The organism is Sphingomonas sp. (assembly GCF_019635515.1).
In the GTDB taxonomy this organism is placed as follows: domain Bacteria; phylum Pseudomonadota; class Alphaproteobacteria; order Sphingomonadales; family Sphingomonadaceae; genus Sphingomonas.
Window position 1 is genome coordinate 987,616 of record NZ_JAHBZI010000001.1, and the last position, 18,387, is coordinate 1,006,002.

Below are 18,387 nucleotides of genomic sequence, written 5' to 3' on the forward strand. Positions count from 1 at the left end.
GGGCGTGTCCTCAAAGGTCGATTCCATCATCGGGGTTCATCGCCACCTGCCGCGCCACCATCCTCATGCGCTGGCGCATGGCGCGGGCCTTGGCCGCGTCAACGTCCGGCTCGTCGTCCAGAAACTCGAACTCCTGTTCGGGGGATGGCGGCGGGGCGACGATTTCCTCATGCTCGGGCAATTCCGGCTCGCGGCGGATGCCGGCATTGGCCGGATCGCCCTCGGCCCCGTCTGCGGCGGCCGGCGCGGAATGGCTTTCCGCCGCGACCACGCGGCCGGACCAGTCATCGGCGGATGGGTTGGGCGCCAGCGGAGCGGCGACCAGATCGGGCGGGGTCAGGATGCGTTCCTGCAACCGCACATCCTCGAAATAGCGGGCCTTGGTGGCGCGGATCGGCGGCGTGCCCGCGACCATGACGATTTCATCGGATGGCGGAAGCTGCATCACCTCGCCCGGCGTGAGCAGCGGCCGGGCCGTCTCCTGCCGCGACACCATCAGATGCCCGAGCCACGGGGCCAGCCTATGCCCGGCGTAGTTGGTGGAATCGCGCATCTCCGTCGCGGTGCCGAGGGCTTCGCTGATCCTCTTGGCAGTCCTTTCGTCGTTCGTGGCGAAGGCGACGCGGACATGGCAGTTATCCAGGACGCTGTTGTTCGCGCCGTATGCCTTTTCGATCTGGTTGAGGCTCTGCGCGATCAGGAAGGATTTCATCCCGTAGCCGGCCATGAAGGCGAGCGCCGATTCAAAGAAATCCAGCCTGCCGAGCGCGGGAAACTCGTCCAGCATGAGCAGCAGCCGATGGCGCTTGCCGGACGTGTTCAATTCCTCGGTCAACCGCCTGCCGATCTGGTTGAGGATTAGGCGGATGAGCGGCTTGGTGCGGTTTATGTCGGATGGCGGCACGACCAGATAGAGCGTGACAGGCTGGCGGCTGCCGACCAGATCGGCAATGCGCCAGTCGCATCGTGCCGTCACCCGCGCCACCACGGGATCGCGGTAGAGGCCGAGGAACGACATGGCGGTGGAGAGCACGCCTGACCGTTCGTTTTCGGATTTGTTCAACAGCTCGCGGGCCGAAGACGCGATAACCGGATGAACGCCCGCCTCGCCGAGATGCGGCGTATCCATCATGGCGCGCAAGGTCGCCTCGACTGGACGGCGGGGATCGGACAGGAAGTTGGCGACGCCCGCCAGCGTCTTGTCCTTCTCCGCATAGAGAACATGCAGGATCGCGCCGACCAGCAGCGAGTGGGAAGTCTTTTCCCAATGGTTACGCTTGTCGAGACTGCCTTCCGGATCGACCAGAATATCCGCGATATTCTGCACGTCGCGGACTTCCCATTCCCCTTGCCTGACCTCCAGCAGCGGATTGTAGGCCGACGATCTGGCATTGGTCGGATCGAACAGCAGGACACGGCCGTGCTTGGCCCGAAAGCCGGCTGTCAGCGTCCAGTTCTCGCCCTTTATGTCGTGGACAATGGCGGATGCCGGCCATGTCAGCAGCGTCGGCACCACGAGGCCGACGCCTTTGCCGCTGCGGGTCGGGGCGAAGCATAGGACATGCTCGGGACCGTCATGGCGCAGATAGTCCCGGTCGTATCGGCCGAGCAGGACTCCATCGGGGCCGAGCAATCCGGCGGTGCGGATTTCCCGATCCTCGGCCCATCGCGCCGATCCGTAGGTAGCAACATTGCGCGCCTCCCGTGCCCGGATAATCGACATGAGGATGGCGGCGGCGATGGCGAGAAAGCCGCCCGATACGGCGATGATGCCGCCCTCCACGAAGATCGCGGGCGCATAGGCGTCGAAGGAAAACCACCACCAGAAGAAGGCAGGCGGGTAATAGACCGGCAGGCCCGCCAGCTCGAACCATGGATTGCCAAGCTGGGGCTGAAAGCCGAGGCGGAACGCCGTCCATTGCGTCGCTGCCCACACCATCACCAGAACGATGGCGAAGACGACAGCGATTTGACCCCAAAGGATTCGGCCTCCGCGCAATGCAGGCTCCAGTCGAGAAAAGAGACGGAGCCGATCAGAGAGTAGGCAATTATGGGACAGGCAACAGGAAAGAGGATGCCGGAGGGCTACCGGATACTATCGGCGGCAAATAGGACGGGTTGCCTTTGCTGTTATCGTGCCGGCCGCGCGCCATCGCGCAACTGGCCGAGCGAATCGCCGAAACGCCTTGTAGTGTTTGCAAGGTTGAGCAGGTTTTTCAGCGCGGTGCTGCGACTGAATGGCGACCAGACGGCGCTAAAGGCAACCGGCTCTCGCTCATCGGCAAAGGGCAGGAAGACGATGCCGGTAGTCGGCAGCAGCGCCGTGGCCGCGCTGACGATGGTGATGCCGAAGCCCTGTCCAACCATGGATAACAGCGTGCCGCGCCCCACATCGAAACGCTGGATCGACGGCGAAGGCCAGCGCCCGGCAAAGCGCATCACGATATGGTCATGAACCTGCGGGCCGGTGCCACCATGACGGACAAGGAACGTTTCGTCCGTCAGATCGGCCCAAGTGATTGCCTGCTGCCCGGCAAGGCAATGCCCCTCCGGCAATGCGACCATCAACGTTTCGGTCCAAATCAGGCGAGTGTGGCAGTCCGGCAGTTCGGGCGTACCTGCTACGAACGCCACATCGAGCCGGTCGGCGCGAAGCTGCATGACCGCATCGCGGGCCGTGCCCTCGGCAATCTCAACCTCGATGCCGGGATGGCCTTGCCGATACTGCCCGATCAGTTCGGCGGGGAAGCTGCCCGGAATCAGGGCATGGATACCGATGCGCAAGCGGCCGCATTCTCCCGCCGCCGCCATGCCGGCCGTCTTTACGGCATGGTCCAGTTGATCGACGCCGGCCGCGATCCGCTCGACGAAGTGGTGTCCGGCCTCGGTCAGTCGGACGCCGCGCGCGTGACGCTCGAACAGGAGGATGCCGAGGTCCTCTTCCAGCGCCTTCACGCGGGCGCTAACGCTGGATTGCGCCACGCCGAGCGCATTGGCCGCGTGGCGGAAGTTCAGATATTCGGCGACGGCAAGCGTCTGGATCAGCGATGCGAGGGGGATACGCGATCCGAGCGTGGTCGGCACGCCCCATGGGCAACCATTCATCGGTGCTAATCGCCGCCGTCGCATCGCTCAAATGCCACTACAGTGCTTCATTGCGCGCCGCAGCGGACGCAGTTGCTTGGCTTCCTTAGAATGACGCATTGGATTGCCCCCTCCCTCTATGTCGCCTACTACGCACACGTGACTTGCATGATGGAAGTTACACCATTATGGATGTGTCATGCAACGAACAAGCTTTCTGTCATTAGAGTGTCCCGCAGCCCGAGCGCTGGAAAGCGTCGGTGACTGGTGGAGCATCTTGATCCTGCGAGACGCCTTCCAAGGGTTGAGCAAATTCGATGAATTCGAGAAGAATCTCGGTATTTCCGCGAACATTTTGGCGAGGCGATTGAAACACCTCACGGCGGAAGGACTGTTTGAAAGGCGACGATACAATGATCATCCGCCTCGATTTGAATACGTCCTTACCGACAAGGGGCGAGATTTTTATCCGGTAGCAATCGCCCTGTTCGCATGGGGGAACCGGAACCTTGCGCCCAATGAAATAGCCATGCGGCTCGGCGACAGGGAAACCGGTAGGGAACGAAGCGCCATCATGGTCGATGCGGATACTGGAGAAAAAATTACTCCTGAAAACACCGTTCTTCTAGCAGGCCCAGCGGCAACAGAGGAAACGATGCGCGTCATAAATCGCGTGAAGCAGATAAGCTCAGAAAAAGGAGCGGAATAATCCAATGCGCCGAATTGTTGTAACCGGCATGGGTTTAGTTGGCCCTCTTGGTTCTGGCATCGAAACAAGCTGGAAAAGACTTCTCGACGGGAAATCGGGAATCAGGAGTTTGCCCGATGAAATTTCCAACGATCTACCGGTGAAGATCGGGGGAATCGTTCCTAGTCTGATTGAAGATTCCGAAGCCGGTTTTGATCCCGACTTGATCGTTGACACAAAGGATCAACGAAAAATGGATCGCTTCATTCTGTTTGCACTTGCGGCCGCGAAGGAGGCTCTTGAAACGGCGGGATGGCATCCCACGAGCGACTACGAACGCGAGCGCACGGCGACAATTATCGCCTCTGGTATAGGCGGGTTTCCTGCTATCGCTTCGGCAGTTCGCATAACGGATACCCGGGGAGCAAGGAGGCTCTCACCCTTTACCGTGCCATCGTTCCTCGCCAACCTCGCGGCAGGACAGGCTACCATCAGGTATGGATTTACAGGCCCAATTGGCACGCCTGTAACCGCCTGCGCTGCTAGCGTTCAGGCCATCGGCGACGCCGCGCGGTTGATACGCTCCAACGAGGCCGACATCGCTCTGTGCGGCGGGGCAGAGGCATGCATTGACAAGGTTAGTCTCGGGGCATTTGCTGCCGCGCGAGCACTATCCACCGGCTACAATACTACCCCGGAACTGGCGTCGAGGCCGTTCGACACCGAGCGCGATGGTTTCGTAATGTCCGAAGGGGCGGGTCTGATCGTCATAGAGGAATTGGAACATGCCCTCGCTCGGGGTGCTAAGCCCATAGCCGAACTAGTAGGATACGGCACTACCGCTGATGCACACCATATGACTGCCGGTCCAGAGGACGGTCGAGGTGCGGCCCGTGCGATGAAAATCGCGCTCCAGAGTGCCGGGTTGAAGCCAGTCGATATTCAGCATTTGAACGCTCATTCGACCTCCACCCCCGTAGGGGACCGTGGAGAAATAGCGGCGATAAAATCCGTTTTTGGCAATCATGATGTGGCCGTAAGCGCCACGAAATCGGCGACCGGACATTTACTTGGTGCAGCAGGCGGTATTGAGGCGATTTTCACGATACTCGCCCTACGGGATCAAATCGCTCCCCCAACGAGAAACTTAGCAACCCCCGATCCTGTTGCCGCAGGTATCGACCTCGTGCGCCAGTCTTCACGTCCTATTCTCGTGGAACATGCCATTTCCAACGGATTCGGTTTTGGCGGCGTTAATGCAAGTGTCGCTTTCCGGCGATGGCAATAACAGCCCCGGACGGTGCTTCCGCGACCGCTTCGGCACAGCGCACTTGCTGCTGGCTAATTGTACGGTGCCGATGGACTTGCAGTTCACGCCCTCGCTATCCGTGGCAGTACCGAATTCGTGCAGACCTGCCGGCCCATGTCGTTAGCGAGGCTGAGCAGGTTGCGAAGCGCCGCGCTGCGATTGGACGGCGACCAGACAGCCGAGAAGGCGACCGGCTCCGGCTCGTCGGTGAAGGGCAAAAAGACAATGCCGTTTGTCGGCAACAGCGCCGTGGCCGCGCCGACGATGGTGATGCCAAAGCCCTGTCCGACCAAAGACAAAAGGGTGCCACGCCCCACGTCGAAGCGCAGGATCGACGGCGCAGGCAAGCGCTCGGCATGGCGTAGCACGATATGGCTATGAACCTGCGGTCCAGTGCCGCCATGCCGGACAAGGAACGTCTCGCCTGCCAAATCGGGCCATGTGACGGCTGACCGCTTGGCGAGCGGATGCCGTTCCGGTAGCACCGCCAAGAGCGGTTCGGTCCATGTGCGACGGGAATGGCAGTCGGGTGGTTGGGGCGTGCCCGCGACGAACGCCACGTCCAACCTGCCGGCGCGAAGCTGCACCACCGCTTCACGGGCCGGGCCTTCGGCGATCTCGACTTCAACATCGGGGTAATCCTTGCGGTATTGGCCGATCAGCTTTGCGAGGAAGCTATGCGGAATCAGGGCATGGATACCGATACGAAGCCGGCCGCTTTCTCCGGCTGCCGCCATGCCGGCGGTTTTCACCGCATGGTCGAGTTGGTCAATACCTACGGCTATCCGCTCGACGAAATGGCGTCCGGCCTCGGTCAGCCGAACGCCGCGCGCATGACGCTCGAACAAGAGGATGCCGAGGTCTTCTTCCAGTGCCTTCACGCGGGCGCTGACGCTGGACTGTGCAACGCCGAGCGCATTGGCGGCGTGACGGAAGTTGAGATATTCGGCGACAGCGAGAGTGTGAACTAAGGTCATCATTGGCACTCGCCCCGAAAGGAGATGATTGCTCAACAGATTTAATCTGTCATTTCTCCTAAGTCTACGCATGCCAATTCACCATGACTAAATCACAATGAAGTTGCGAATGGTCTGCGTAGTATTGGCAGACATATTAAATAGAGGATCGCGCCGACAATCCAAACCCAACCGTTCCATGCTCCGGCGGTGGCAGAATAGAGTGCTGTGAAGCCAAGCGGTCCTGCGATAGAGCTTAGATTGGTGAGGCTCGTTAGCGTTCCCTGCAAAGCCCCTTGCTTGTTACTGCTGACATTGTTTGAGAGCATTGCTTGCAAGGCCGGCATGCCAACACCCCCGGCGGCAAGCAGCAACAGAATCGGGAACACCATCCATCCCTGCGTGGCAAAAGCCAGAAGAACGAAGCCAGTCGCATCCGCAGCCATGCCAAACAGTAGCGTGCGCCGCTCTCCAAGCCGGCTTGAAAGCGGGCCGGTAACAAACGCTTGGAAGATCGCATGTGTTGCCCCAAACGCCGCGAGCGACAAACCAACGGTCGCGGTGTTCCACTGAAAACGATCCTCGCCATATATAACCCATAGGGCCGCAGGCACTTGGCCGATCAGTTGAATAATGAAGAAAACGGCGAAAAGAGCAGTCAACCCACGCAACACATCGTCCAGCCGGAATAGAACAAATGGTTGGATACGAACCGGCTTTCCGGTCTTGCCATGACCGCGACGGGTCTCCCTGAGGAAAATGCAGGCAAGCAGGAACGCGAACCCGTTGAGAAGGGCGGCGGCGATAAATGGGGCATGAGCAGAGATACCACCGAGCATGCCACCAAGTGCTGGCCCGGCAATCATGCCCGCCCCATAACAGGCCCCCATGTAGCCGAACCAGCGTGCGCGAGAACCTTCCCCCGTCGAATCGGCAATGGTTGAGGCAGCTACAGCTCCGGTTGCGCCCGTGATGCCGGAGACGAGTCGGCCGATATAGAGCACCCATAAGACCGGCGCTGATGCCATAATCGCATAATCGACTGCGGCTCCCGCAAGGGAAGCCAGAAGCACCGGACGCCGACCGTAAGAATCCGAAAGCTGTCCAAGCACGGGTGCGAAGACGACCTGCATCAATGCATAGAGCGACAGCAAGGCACCATAGTGACCGGCGACCTGCTCTGCTGGCACAAGCTCACGCAGAAGCGTCGGAAGGACGGGCATGATGAGGCCGAGACCCATGGCGTCGAGCCCCACGATCAGCAGGGCAATGATGGCAGAGCTGCGCACCTGAAACTCCAGCGCCGCTCAATGCGAGCGACTTTATCAACGATAAGGATGTGGACATAGAGCTTATCGGTGATAAATTGTCAAGCACTGGCGAAGGAACGTGAATGACCAAACTGGACAAGGGCACCGTGATCGCGGCAGCGCTGGAGCTGTTGAACGAGGTTGGCATGGACAGCCTGACGACGCGGAAGCTCGCTGAACGCCTCAAGGTTCAGCAGCCTGCGCTTTACTGGCATTTCCAGAACAAGCGAGCGCTGCTTGACGCATTGGCGGAGGCGATGCTGGCGGAACGCCACACCCGCTCACTACCCGAAGGCGATGAGGACTGGCGGGTGTTCTTGAAAGAGAACGCCCTGAGCTTCAGAACGGCGTTGCTCTCTTATCGCGACGGCGCGCGTATCCATGCCGGCACTCGACCGACAGAACCGAATTTTGGCACCGCCGAGACGCAAATACGCTTTCTCTGCTCGGCGGGCTTTGGTCCGAAGCGCGCCGTTTGGGCGCTCCGGGCGGTCAGTCACTATGTGGTCGGTTCCGTTCTCGAGCAGCAGGCATCTGATGCCGATGAGAGAGTTCCGGACAGGCCAGATGTGTCCGAGCAAGCACCGTCGTCCTTCCTGCACGATCTGTTTCACGAGTTGGAAACAGACGGCATGGATGCTGCGTTCAACTTCGGACTCGACAGCCTCATCGCTGGTTTCGAGCGGCTGCGTTCATCTACAACAGATTAGAGGCTTATGCCCCTTTGCCGCCCCAACTGCCACGACACCGATCCGCTTTGCACGATGCCCATGACCTCACGGCCGAGCTGGCGGTCGATGACCGGCCGCCACGGGACAAGGGAAATGAGCGGTATCTTGCCAGACAGGATACCGCCATTCACGAGGTTTCGATGATTATTGCGCCGCATCGGAGCGGGCTTGCTTCCAGTCGTCGGCTAGACGACTGGCGACTTCTCGGTGGCAGCATCACGGGATCGAAGGAGCGCCAGCCCCAACGACACCAGCACTGCCATTGCCGTGGCGTAACAAATCACGGGCCACGCTGTATCGCCGTTTAACAGCGTCACCGCCAATGTCCCGACGATACTGACTATCAGGCTTTGGATGCAGAAGTAGAACGCAACCGCTGATCCAGCGATGTCGTCGAACTGCGCAAGTGCGCCGTTGGCGGTAACGGACACCGTGAAGACAATGCCGACCGCGACAACCCACATCGGCAGGATGAAGCTGAAAAATGACGGCGATCCGAAAAGTTGGCCGATCCCTAACAGGATCGCGCCGGAAACGAGCAACGCCATCCCGCGCGCTACGCATCCCGCGATACCCCATTTGGCAACGAAGGACTTTGCGAAGCGGGTTGTCGTGACCATGACCAGCGCGACAGTCGCGAAGGCCAAGCTAAATCCGATCTCGGAATAGCCGGCTTGGCCTATGAGAACACGGGGGGCTGTCGAGAAGAAAACGAAGAATGTGCCCATGCCGGCACTAAATCCGACCGTGTAAACCCAAAAGGCCAGACTCGCGAAGATCGGCAAAACAGATCGTTGCGTTCTGGCCTGATCCAACGGTCGGGTTTCATGCCACCTGAAACTGGCGTTCAAGAGTGCGAGCGAAGCCAGTGCAGCCAGTGTGATGAAGATCGCCTGCCATCCCCAAAACTCGCCGATCAGCGCACCGGCTATAGGGCCGAGCGCAGGCACGAACGCCAGCATCGAACTGAAAAGGCCGTAGATGACGGCACCTTCGGGACGATTGGCATATACGTCGCGCACGGTCGCGAAGGTGGCCACCAGCATGGCCGATGCTCCAACTGCCTGAACCAGACGAAACGCAACAAAGGCTAATGCAGTTGAAGAACAAGCCGCTCCCAGAGACGCAGCAACGAAAGCCGTTGCGCCTACAAGCACGATCGGCCGTCGCCCGACGCGATCGGAGAGTGGCCCAAAGATCACTTGGCCCACACCGAGCATCACCATGTAGAGGCTCAACGTGAGTTGGATTATGGATGGAGTCGTGTTCAGGACGCCCGGCATCGCCGGAACGACTGGAAGATAAATATCCATCGCCAGCGAGGCGAGGATGTCGAAGGGAGCCATAAGCAGCAAGGCTGCCGGCAGCGTATAGGCCCACGCGGGGCGTGTGGTGGTCATGACGAATCAACCGCTCGATTAAGGATACCGGGCAGCGTCTGCTCGCCAGCAATCAGATGGGATTGGTCTTACAGAGCGCCGCAACAACAATTCTGATGTTGCGGCTTACTTGTCTGCTGACTTGGAATTTCCCATGCTGATGGCTCCACGATTACGAAATTGAATAGCAGCTCTTATCGAATTAGTTGTTGCGTTGCAATGCGGTATCGTTGGCTCCTATAGCCCCAACCCCCGCCGCCGCCCTAACTGCCACGACACCGAACCGCCCTGCATGATACCCGCGACCTCGCGGCCGAGCTGGCGGTCGATGATCGGCCGCCACGGGACAAGGGTGAACTCGTGGCTCTTTTCCACGATGGCGAACTTGCCGCTCGTTAGCTGGACAGTCCCGGTGAACTTGCCGCTGACACTCTCACCATCCTTGGCGGCTCGGAACGGCAGCGCCTTGCCCTCGGCCATCTCCGCACCGGCGCGCGCAACTTCCCGCTCGCGCAGGGTGGCGAGAAGATTGCGCCGGTAGAAGATTCGGCCGTCCCGCGCTCGGGTGGCATCGCCCTGTTCGATATGATGCTCGCGCCGCTGGTCCATCGCCTCGCGCACCTGCTGGCCGAAGCCGGCCGGGGCAAGGTCGGCCGTCTCGCCATGGATCAGCCTCCGGTCCAGCCAGGTCGCACCGTCCGATCCGATCTGCCTTTGCAGATCGACCGGGGAAAGGACGTGAACGCTGGCCTGCCGGTCGCGGCCGGCGTCGTATTCGGCCGCGCGGCTGACCAGATCGTCGGGGATGCGCCATTGGTCGGCGTCGATCCGCTCCGCGATCCCGGCGCGGCGCAACGCCTCCAGCCGCCGGACATGGGCATCGAGATAGCCCTCATAGTCGCCACCCGGAACGCGGCCCTCGAATTTCGCCTGCTCCAGATGACGGCTCGGCCGATAGATGCGGTCCTCGGCGATGGCGATGATGGTGCGGTCGGAGGGCCGGGCCGTCACCTCGGCCGGGCCGATCTCGACGACGCTGCCTATGCGGGCATCCTCCAGCCGCTCGGGCGCGACGCCGGCGATGTGGTGTGTGCGGCCGTCGATCCCGTCCACCACGATTGTCAGGTTCTCGCCCAACTCGTCGGACAGATGCTTGTCCACGGCACGGCCGATGATGGGTGTCTCGGGCGCTCCGTCATGGATTTGGAAGCTCATGGGATCGCGTTCGCCGCCCTGCGGGCCGAGCGCCTTCTGCATGGTGCGGATAATGTCGCCCCGCTCGCCCAACTCGCGCAGGGCCAGCTCCATGTCCTTGCTCAATTCCCAAACGCCGGGCGCGTGCTCGGTCGCCAATCCCATCTTCTCCAGCTTGCCGAGACGGCGCAGGCGCAGCGTCCGCTCGAACTGCCGCCTCGGCGCTGCCGGCTCATGGCGCAAGTCGAGGAAACAGGCGTCGGCTTCCTCTGTCATCGCGCGGTCGAACCGGGTGAATCGGTCTTGGTCGATTTCGGCCGACAGCTTGCGGGTCCGCTCGATCTCGGTGACAGGACCGAGTTCCAGACTGGCAAGCTCGCTCGCCCGCTCGCGCAGGCCGGCGGAAAGGTAGTCGCCGTTGATGACTAGATCCCCGCCCGTGTCGTCGCGGCCGTTGACGATGACATGCACATGGGGATGGCCGGTGTTGTAGTGGTTCACCGCAACCCAATCGAGTTTCGTGCCGAGGTCGGCTTCCACCTGTTTCATGAAATCGCGGGTGTAGGCCGTGAGGTCCGATAACTCCGCGCTGTCCTCTGGCGAGACGATGAATCTGAACTGATGGCGGTCGTCCTTGCCGCGATCAAGGAAGGCGTCGCCATCGGCGCGGTCCTCGGTTCCCGAATAGAGCTGGCCGCGCTCGCCGTCGCGTGACGTGCCGTCGCGCTGAACATAGCGCAGATGCGCGCGGGCACGGCCGCCCTTCCATGCGGCCCGGACGCTGCGCTGCTTGACGATCACACGGCGGCTGCCCGGCTGGCGATGTTGCCATTGGCCGGAGATGTTCCGGGCGCGCACGAAGCTCGCGCCCCGGCCGCGCTTCACGCCCTTGCCGCTGGCGACCACGGAACGGGACCGGCCCGGCGATGACGGGCGGGCGGATGACGGCATGGAAGGATCGCGGGCGGCTGCCGCCTGATGCTGCCGGGTGATCTTCTTGACCTGCGTGAAAAAGCTCTTGGTCTTGCCAGCCTTCGGCGTGTCGGATCGGATGCGGCCGGGCTTCGGTCGGAAGCGGTTTTCGTCGTCGGTGCTCAAGGGCGCGACTCCAGCCCAAACCGTCGAAAACAGGCCGATATGGGCCTATGGTGCCGCTCGAAACCCTGCAAAGCCAAGGCTTTGCACGAAATCGCGGCACGCGGCCCCTCAAAACCATGGTGCCGGAACCGGCCACCTAACCAGTGTGCAGACAACAATAATTTCCAGAAGCGGCCCGATATGGTGCCGTCTTCTTTAATCTTGCCCTCCGCCCTTTCCGCCTGTTCTGCCCCTCCTGCCGGGAATCCAGCCGGGCAAAAACCTGCCTGACAGGACACCGGAATGAACGCCGCCGAGCGCGGGAACGCCGTCCTCATGGCGTTCCCGAACCGCTCGCGTCGGCGACGAAAATGCTGTCGCCCCGTGACTCCGCATCGACGGGATCGCGCGCCGGAACGCTCGCGCGGCCGTCGCCGGATCGTGCGTCGGACGGCGGCACGGCGACAGCCTGCGCATCGCCCGGACGCATGACGAATAGCGGTGCCTCGCGCCAATCCGGCGGCGGTGGCGGTGCCGATGACGGCGCTTCGGTTGCAGCCGCGCCGCCGAGGGTCGGCGCAAGCGCGGCGACATAAGCCCGCGTTTCGGCCGGCAGGGTGCGGCCGGTCGCAAGGTATTCGTCATAGCGGCCGGGACCGGCATTGTAGGCCGCCAGCATCGCCGCGACATTGCCGTAGCGGTCGAACATTTCGCGCAGGTAGGCCGTGCCCGCCATGATGTTGTCGCGCGGATCGTAAGGATCGCGGCCGAGGCCGTAGCGGACGCGCAGGCCCGCCCATGTGTCGGGCATCACCTGCATCAATCCCATCGCGCCGGCCGACGAAACCGCGCGCACATCGCCCGCGCTCTCGGCGCGCAGCACCGCGACGATCCAATGCTCCGGTATGCCGAACCGCTGCGATGCCTCGGCGATGTGAGCCGCATAGGGATGGGCGGCGGCGGGGCGCTCGACGGGCGCGGATTGCGCGACCGCGACGCCCGATCCGTCGCAGACGGAAAGCGTGCCGGCCAGTATCAGGACGGCATAATGCCATGCAGTCCTGTCTCCGCTTCGACACCAGCCTGCCAGCGTGCGCGCTGCGGTCAAGGGCAAGGCGCAAGCGCCGGCCGATGGCCGCCCCTGACCTTCGCTGCGCGCGCCGGCCGTCCGGTGGCCGAGCGGGACGAAGGGATGAGACGGCTTTCCCGCGAACAAAGGGATGACGATCTTGGGCCGAATGGCGGGCCGGACGCGCGCGGCCGTCATTCCTCATCCTCGACTTTCCGGGGGTGCTTCCAACGTAGCGTCCAGACCGAAGGATCGTCGTTGGACTGGAACAGCTTGGCGCGGATCGGGAACGGGAAGATCGGTCCCTCCAACCGCATCGACACGAAGTCGCCGGCATTTTCGCTGGCGTCCTTCCATGCCGGGCCGGCGTCCGGGCCGTCCTCGCTATCGAGACGCACGCGATAGTCGGGGGTGTTTTTCACGTCGCTCGGCTTGGCCGGGACTATGAACAGCTTTTCGTGGAGGCCGAACGAATGAAGCTCCCCGGCGTAGCCGGTTTCGGTGCGGGTGAAGGTGCCTATTTCTGCCATGGGAATCTCCTGTGGTTGGCTTTCGGGGGATGGTTTCATTGCGTCGGTGCGCGCCACTCGTAGCGGCCGACGCCTTCCTCATCGGTCCAGAGCTGGACCGCTCGGCCGATGACGGAAGCTGCGGGGATGGGTCCGAAATAGCGGCCGTCGAGACTGTCGCGGACTTCCCAGTTCATGAGGAAAAGCTGGCCGTCGCCGATCACGCGGCAGCCCTGCCAGACGGGCAGATCGCGGCCGAGCCTGTCGCGCTCCAGCGTCTCGCCCATCTCGATCCCGTCAACCGTGATCGTGCGGCCGGTGCGGCAAACCCGCTGTCCCGGCAGACCGACGACGCGCTTCAACAGCGGGACGCCCTGCGCAATATAGCCGCGCTCGACCATGAAGGCGGCGAGCGGTTCGGGCGGCATGACGGCGACCAGCTCGGGCACGTCGAGCGCGTCGGCCGGCTCGACGGTGTAGAAGCCGATGGGCGCGCTGGCGGTGGCGTTCCAGATGAGTTTCGTCGGCGTCTCGACCGCGCTTGCGGCGGCGATGCCGATGATGGCGAGCGCCGTCACCGTGAGGGTGCGGCGGCGCGTCATGGGTCGATCCTTCGGCGATGAAGCCAAGCGGCATGTCGCTCGGCGGTGTAGGCGTGCGGCTCCAGATTGGCGGTCAGCCGGTTGTGGACGTGCCGCCAATGCTCCGGCGAAGCGTCGGCTGGATCGAGGCCGAGCGCGTCCACGTCGTCGATGGCTGCAAGCGCACGCTGCACCTTGGGCCAGCTATCGAGGCGCAACAGGATTGCGCCACCGGGGCGCACGAACGGCAATGTCTGGAACGGCTCGCCGCGACCGATGGCGCGCACAATGTCGATGCGCGAAACGACAGTGCCGTGCTCGCCAGATGCCCAACGGACGAAGGCGAAGACGCTGCCCGGCGCGAAGCCGACGATGCTGCGGCGACGGTCGATGATCTGCTCGTAGCTCTTGCGGCCGAAGCGTATCCAGTGCTCGACCTTGCGTTTCTCGAAGGTCAGCTCGACCAATGTTGTGAAGGGCGCAGGTCCGTCCGGCAGCGGATGGCCGTGCGCGCTGCGATGGGCGCGACGGGTCATTGTTCGTCTCCGGTGATGTGCTGGGGGCTGCGCGGGCGCAGCGCGTCGAGCGCGGCGGCCGTCATGGCTCGCCCCTTCGGGCAGAACCGGCACCACGCTTCGCCTGCGCGCGCGTCAAAGAAAAAGAGTTAGAATCTCTGTTAGATAAGTTAGCGGTCGGATTCCGCTTTTCAGGCCAAAGCGTTAGCTGCGGTTCGTGCGCCTGATCTGCCGATAGTGGTGCGCCTGATGTGCCGATACCCCGTGCGCCTGATCTGCCGATGGCATTAACAGGGTTATCAACAGTGCCTGTTGACAGGTTTTCGGGGCGGATGCGCAGCAGCTCGCGGCCGTCTTCCCGCTCGATCTGGAGCCGATAGCCGGGGAGTGGCTGGCGGGCCGCGATCCGGCGCAGGTCGAGCGCGAAGTCGGACGGCCGCGCGAGGCTGCCGGATTTCTGGTGAAGATGCGCGACCTCGAAAATCCAGCCGTGGCGCTGGTGCCCGGCGTGCTTTCTGGCGACGCGGTAAAGCCATCGCTCGATGCCGCCAGTCAGCCGGAAATAGGCCGGGTCGATGGTCAGGACCAGCGAACGGTCGATGACGCTGTTGTAGAACCATTCGGGCAGGACGAACTCCATGCCCTCGACGCGGCCGGCGCGCGTCGTCATTTCCTCCCATTCGTTGATCCATGAGAATTGCCGGCGACGCCAATGCGGGCCGTTGCGGATCGTGGTGGCGATGACGGTCGATTGCAGCCGCGCCAGCGCGGCTTTCAGAAGCCGGTATTGGTGATTGCCGGTCGGCCGCCCGATGGCGCGCAACAGATGGTAAGGCGTAAACCGGACAAAGCGCGACGTGGTGAGGCCGTTGTTCTCGGCCGCGACGATCTGCGAGGCGGCCCATATGAGCACATCGGCATCCCAAATGGTCGCCATGCCGTGATCGGGCATCCCGAACACCTGCACCTCGATGTCGGCGGCCTTGTAGAGAATCGGCTTGGTGCGTGGGGTCTTCGCCAGCGAGAAAAACGGCCGTTCCATCAAGTCGCGCTGGTCGCGCGGCGGCGCATCGCCCGTTGCGACCACGAAGGGGTCTAGGCGGCTGCGCTCGCTGTCCTCGGTAGGGTGCGCGGGGTCGTGATCGTCCTCGCGCAGCATCTAGCACTCGTCCCGTTCTTCGGGCGTGAGCGGACGCGCCGGAAAGACGGTGCCGGCGGTCTTGTCGCGGGTGGATTTGCGTTCGCCGACCGCACTCCAGTCTTCCAGATCGCGGACGGTGTAGAGGACGCGACCGCCGACCTTGCGATAGGTCGGCCCGGTGCCATAGGTTCGATGCTTCTCAAGGGTTCTGATGGATATGCCGAGGAAGCGCGCGGCTTCCTTGGTGCGCAATAGGCGCGGCGGCAGGCCCGCAAGCGGGTTGGGCATGGATCACCTCCAGTCGGGATTGGACTGCCGGGGGGCGGCAGCGGACTGTGGCGAACCATGGCGAGGGATCGGCGGCGCGTAGCGTGCCGCATTTGCGACTATGCGTTGGCGGCACCCCCCTCGGGGATGTGACTGCCCAAATAGATGAGAGATTTCAGCGGTCGTCGCCTGCCGTGCTGAATAGGCAAAGACATTCGCACGTGGTTCAGCTAAGAATGTGGGTGGAGCAGACGCGCTGCTCTGGGGCGTCGAAACCCCTCACGAATGGCTGGTGCTGGCCAGAACGGCACCAACTCCTTGACCTATGGTCGGGGAGCCTGTGGCGTATACAACAGGCTTTCCGAGCTAAAGGCCATGGGGCCGTTTCGTGACGGTTTCGAACTCCCCGATCACCAAGAGTCAGAGAGAATCGTTTGCGGGGGCGCACCGCAGACAAAGTTCTCTCGGATACGGGGAATAGCTATGCGGGTTCCCGTCGAACTCGATCCCGATGTGGATGATAACGCGCCGACCGGCGATGCGATAACTGCCTATGACGAACGGCACTACGTCACCTATCTGCGCCTTCTCGATGCGAACGCCGAGGGTGCGGACTGGAAGGAAGTGGCTCGGATCGTGCTTCACCGCGATCCGGCGGCCGAGGAACTTCGGACCTATCGTTGCTGGCAAAGCCATCTCGAACGCGCGCAATGGCTTTCGCATGAGGGCTATAGGAAGATTCTGGAACAGGCGGCAGCTAACAAGGCGTGATGAGCGGCGATTTTCAGTTTGCTTTGTATCGCAAGTTTCGGGATTTCGCGTCATCCGACCGGCGGGAAACGACCTCATCGCCGACGTTTCGAGTGGCTTTGAGACTTCCTAAAAGTGATATGCCTTCAGTTGCTGGTCCATTCTGAACAGGTCAGCTCATACGTTACCTCGCCGTGCTCCGTGCCAGGTATGGGGTCGGGAAAATCCAAGAAATCCGTCCGCGTGTGTTTCATACCAATCTTCTCCATTACCCGGCGCGACCCTTGGTTGACCGCCATTGTATTGGCCACAATTTTATCATACCCGGCAACCTCGAAGCCCCAACTGATGAGAGCCGACGCGCCTTCAGATGCCAGCCCCCGACCCCAAGCTTCCCGGCGTAGTCGATATCCAATTTCAGCTACCGCCTTCACTTTCGGCAACAAGCAGAACCAGCCGACGAACTCGTCATCCACATTGCGTCGCGCCGTCCAGACGTTCGGCTCGGTCCCTCTTGGCATGAGAAACGGCGCGGTCGCCGGATCGGCCCAATGATGATCAACCGCGCCATTGTTGAGAAAGCGCATCACTTCTGGGTCAAGCTCTAGCTGGATGAAGTCGATGCGATCTACCGGGATGCAAGGACTGAGCGTCAAACGCACCGTCTTTAGTAAGGCCATAGCAAATGCTCTCAAAAGAAATTTCGAGTTGGTCGTGCGAATTCGTGGATTGCGCAACAATGTTAGTCAGTTGAGCGTCCGATTTGTATTCTATTAGCTTTTCCAACCCATTCATACCGAAGTTATCGCGTAAATCCACTTCTCCGAAGGCCGGTTTTCTAGCCTTTTTCATGTCGCACGTCATCGTTGCAGTTGGCAGAAAATTTGCGACATACAACAAGATGGTGCTCGGAATAATCAACGTTTGTTGGGCCTGATTGGATAGTGGAGCAACAGGCGATAGCCGCCGAGCATCATCTTAATACCGTGAGCGACTAGGCGGCGGGCCTTGTTCTTGCGCGGGTCGTTCTCGAAATCCTCTTTGGTGCCGCGAAAGCAGAACAGGACTTCGGCGATGGTGCGATAGCTTTCGCCGCGCAACCGCGCGTCGAGCGCGCGCAGGGACAGAATATGCCATTGCCGGAGCTGGGCGGGAACGGTCCGGAAGTCGGGGCCGGGTGCGCGGCCATTGAGGGACCGCCAGAAACGGCGGGCGGCGTGAGCGCGAAGCTCCAGAAAATTATCCATCGGTAACGTGGCGGCGAAGGCACCCGAGTCCGACACCGCCTCGGGCAGCCAGAATTGATGTGAGACGCCATCCACCTGCCAGATGCCGTGCCAGCCATCGGCAGCACGGCGCATGTCGAGGTCGGAGAGATGGGCCAGCGTCAATATTGGTTCGGTGTCGCCACCCTTATGCTCGACCGGCGAGAGCATCACCGCTTGAGGATGAAGGCTCGGGCTCCAGATTGGTGGCGACCGGTCATGCGGCGCGTCGGGATCGCACGGGAAATCGCAAGCCCCAGCGATCCGCGAACGCTTCAAGGTCACGGCCGGATGGTCCACCGGTCAGTGCGATAGTCTGGAACTCATGACGATAATCGTCATTCCGGCGCAAATATTCCCAAGCGAAACCGGCGGCCGGAATATGCTTCGCGTGCCTGTATGCCGCCGGCGAACGCCAGTCGGTGCTTAGCATGGCGTCACCTCCAAAAGCTCGGGCGCGCAAGGCAGCGCCCAGCCCTTAGAGGTTCAAAGATCGCTAGAAATATAGAAGCCGCTTAAAGCAGATACCTTGAGCGGCTAACACGATCATTCGTAGTTATTT

Annotated in this window: 19 protein-coding genes and 1 pseudogene; 4 read left to right on the forward strand and 16 right to left on the reverse strand. The window is 61.8% G+C overall.

The window, feature by feature from the left end; genetic code table 11:
* Positions 1-10: 10 nt before the first annotated feature.
* Positions 11-1,999 (reverse strand): conjugal transfer protein TraG, encoded by a 1,989-nt coding sequence (locus KF730_RS05020; protein WP_294092648.1) that lies wholly within the window; start codon positions 1,997-1,999, stop codon positions 11-13.
* Positions 2,000-2,130: 131 nt separating this feature from the next.
* On the reverse strand, positions 2,131-3,084 hold the full coding sequence (locus KF730_RS05025) for a LysR family transcriptional regulator (protein WP_294092649.1): 954 nt from the start codon (positions 3,082-3,084) through the stop codon (positions 2,131-2,133).
* 199 nt (positions 3,085-3,283) lie between these two features.
* Here KF730_RS05025 and KF730_RS05030 point away from each other — a divergent pair, with 199 nt between their 5' ends.
* Positions 3,284-3,793 carry a helix-turn-helix domain-containing protein gene (locus KF730_RS05030; protein ID WP_294092651.1) on the forward strand — a complete coding sequence of 170 codons (510 nt, stop codon included), beginning with the start codon at positions 3,284-3,286 and terminating at the stop codon, positions 3,791-3,793.
* A 4-nt stretch (positions 3,794-3,797) separates the two neighbouring features.
* Entirely contained in the window at positions 3,798-5,060 is a 1,263-nt protein-coding gene (gene fabF, locus KF730_RS05035; protein WP_294092652.1) for a beta-ketoacyl-ACP synthase II, read from the forward strand.
* 83 nt (positions 5,061-5,143) lie between these two features.
* On the opposite strand, the gene KF730_RS05040 is transcribed toward fabF, so the two are convergent.
* Both KF730_RS05040 and tet(G) read right to left on the reverse strand, forming a co-directional pair.
* Entirely contained in the window at positions 5,144-6,058 is a 915-nt protein-coding gene (locus KF730_RS05040; protein ID WP_294092653.1) for a LysR family transcriptional regulator, read from the reverse strand.
* Between the two features lie 92 nt (positions 6,059-6,150).
* Positions 6,151-7,326 carry a tetracycline efflux MFS transporter Tet(G) gene (gene tet(G), locus KF730_RS05045; protein ID WP_063856077.1) on the reverse strand — a complete coding sequence of 392 codons (1,176 nt, stop codon included), beginning with the start codon at positions 7,324-7,326 and terminating at the stop codon, positions 6,151-6,153.
* Positions 7,327-7,430: 104 nt separating this feature from the next.
* Here tet(G) and tetR(G) point away from each other — a divergent pair, with 104 nt between their 5' ends.
* Complete coding sequence (gene tetR(G), locus KF730_RS05050; RefSeq protein WP_294092657.1) at positions 7,431-8,057, forward strand: tetracycline resistance transcriptional repressor TetR(G); 627 nt, start codon at positions 7,431-7,433, stop codon at positions 8,055-8,057.
* Here the strand turns inward: tetR(G) and KF730_RS05055 are convergent.
* The 9 genes and pseudogenes from KF730_RS05055 to KF730_RS05095 form a co-directional block, all read right to left on the reverse strand.
* Positions 8,054-8,170: pseudogene (locus KF730_RS05055) on the reverse strand (DUF3363 domain-containing protein); the annotation flags it as partial. The gene tetR(G) and the pseudogene KF730_RS05055 overlap by 4 nt on opposite strands.
* A 93-nt stretch (positions 8,171-8,263) precedes the next feature.
* Positions 8,264-9,478 carry a chloramphenicol/florfenicol efflux MFS transporter FloR gene (gene floR / locus KF730_RS05060; RefSeq protein ID WP_294092659.1) on the reverse strand — a complete coding sequence of 405 codons (1,215 nt, stop codon included), beginning with the start codon at positions 9,476-9,478 and terminating at the stop codon, positions 8,264-8,266.
* 216 nt (positions 9,479-9,694) lie between these two features.
* Positions 9,695-11,602, reverse strand: coding sequence for a DUF3363 domain-containing protein (locus KF730_RS17775; protein ID WP_365973518.1), 1,908 nt, complete (start codon positions 11,600-11,602; stop codon positions 9,695-9,697).
* A gap of 460 nt (positions 11,603-12,062) precedes the next feature.
* A complete protein-coding gene (locus KF730_RS05070; protein ID WP_294092660.1) occupies positions 12,063-12,995 on the reverse strand; it encodes a lytic transglycosylase domain-containing protein in 933 nt (310 codons plus the stop codon).
* Positions 12,992-13,327, reverse strand: coding sequence for a DUF736 domain-containing protein (locus tag KF730_RS05075; protein ID WP_294092661.1), 336 nt, complete (start codon positions 13,325-13,327; stop codon positions 12,992-12,994). Before KF730_RS05075 ends, KF730_RS05070 begins: the two co-directional genes overlap by 4 nt.
* A 35-nt stretch (positions 13,328-13,362) precedes the next feature.
* Entirely contained in the window at positions 13,363-13,908 is a 546-nt protein-coding gene (locus KF730_RS05080) for a S26 family signal peptidase (protein WP_294092662.1), read from the reverse strand.
* The gene (locus KF730_RS05085; protein ID WP_294092664.1) at positions 13,905-14,423 is read right to left on the reverse strand and encodes a DUF2840 domain-containing protein; all 519 of its coding nucleotides are present in this window, start codon (positions 14,421-14,423) and stop codon (positions 13,905-13,907) included. Before KF730_RS05085 ends, KF730_RS05080 begins: the two co-directional genes overlap by 4 nt.
* A gap of 61 nt (positions 14,424-14,484) precedes the next feature.
* On the reverse strand, positions 14,485-15,561 hold the full coding sequence (locus KF730_RS05090) for a replication initiator protein A (RefSeq protein WP_294092666.1): 1,077 nt from the start codon (positions 15,559-15,561) through the stop codon (positions 14,485-14,487).
* Positions 15,562-15,831 carry a helix-turn-helix domain-containing protein gene (locus KF730_RS05095; RefSeq protein WP_023516906.1) on the reverse strand — a complete coding sequence of 90 codons (270 nt, stop codon included), beginning with the start codon at positions 15,829-15,831 and terminating at the stop codon, positions 15,562-15,564. It abuts the gene before it with no gap.
* A gap of 462 nt (positions 15,832-16,293) precedes the next feature.
* Between KF730_RS05095 and KF730_RS05100 the strand changes: the two genes are divergently transcribed.
* On the forward strand, positions 16,294-16,581 hold the full coding sequence (locus tag KF730_RS05100) for a DUF2285 domain-containing protein (RefSeq protein ID WP_294092667.1): 288 nt from the start codon (positions 16,294-16,296) through the stop codon (positions 16,579-16,581).
* A gap of 125 nt (positions 16,582-16,706) precedes the next feature.
* Here KF730_RS05100 and KF730_RS05105 read toward each other — a convergent pair whose 3' ends face one another.
* The 3 genes from KF730_RS05105 to KF730_RS17780 all read right to left on the reverse strand — a co-directional run bounded on the left by KF730_RS05105 (position 16,707) and on the right by KF730_RS17780 (position 18,258).
* Positions 16,707-17,222: a GNAT family N-acetyltransferase gene (locus KF730_RS05105; protein ID WP_294092668.1), complete on the reverse strand. Its 516-nt coding sequence runs from the start codon at positions 17,220-17,222 to the stop codon at positions 16,707-16,709.
* A 255-nt stretch (positions 17,223-17,477) separates the two neighbouring features.
* Positions 17,478-18,125: a DUF2285 domain-containing protein gene (locus KF730_RS05110; protein WP_294092670.1), complete on the reverse strand. Its 648-nt coding sequence runs from the start codon at positions 18,123-18,125 to the stop codon at positions 17,478-17,480.
* Positions 18,043-18,258 (reverse strand): DUF6499 domain-containing protein, encoded by a 216-nt coding sequence (locus KF730_RS17780; protein ID WP_365973060.1) that lies wholly within the window; start codon positions 18,256-18,258, stop codon positions 18,043-18,045. Before KF730_RS17780 ends, KF730_RS05110 begins: the two co-directional genes overlap by 83 nt.
* Between the last annotated feature and the right edge of the window lie 129 nt (positions 18,259-18,387).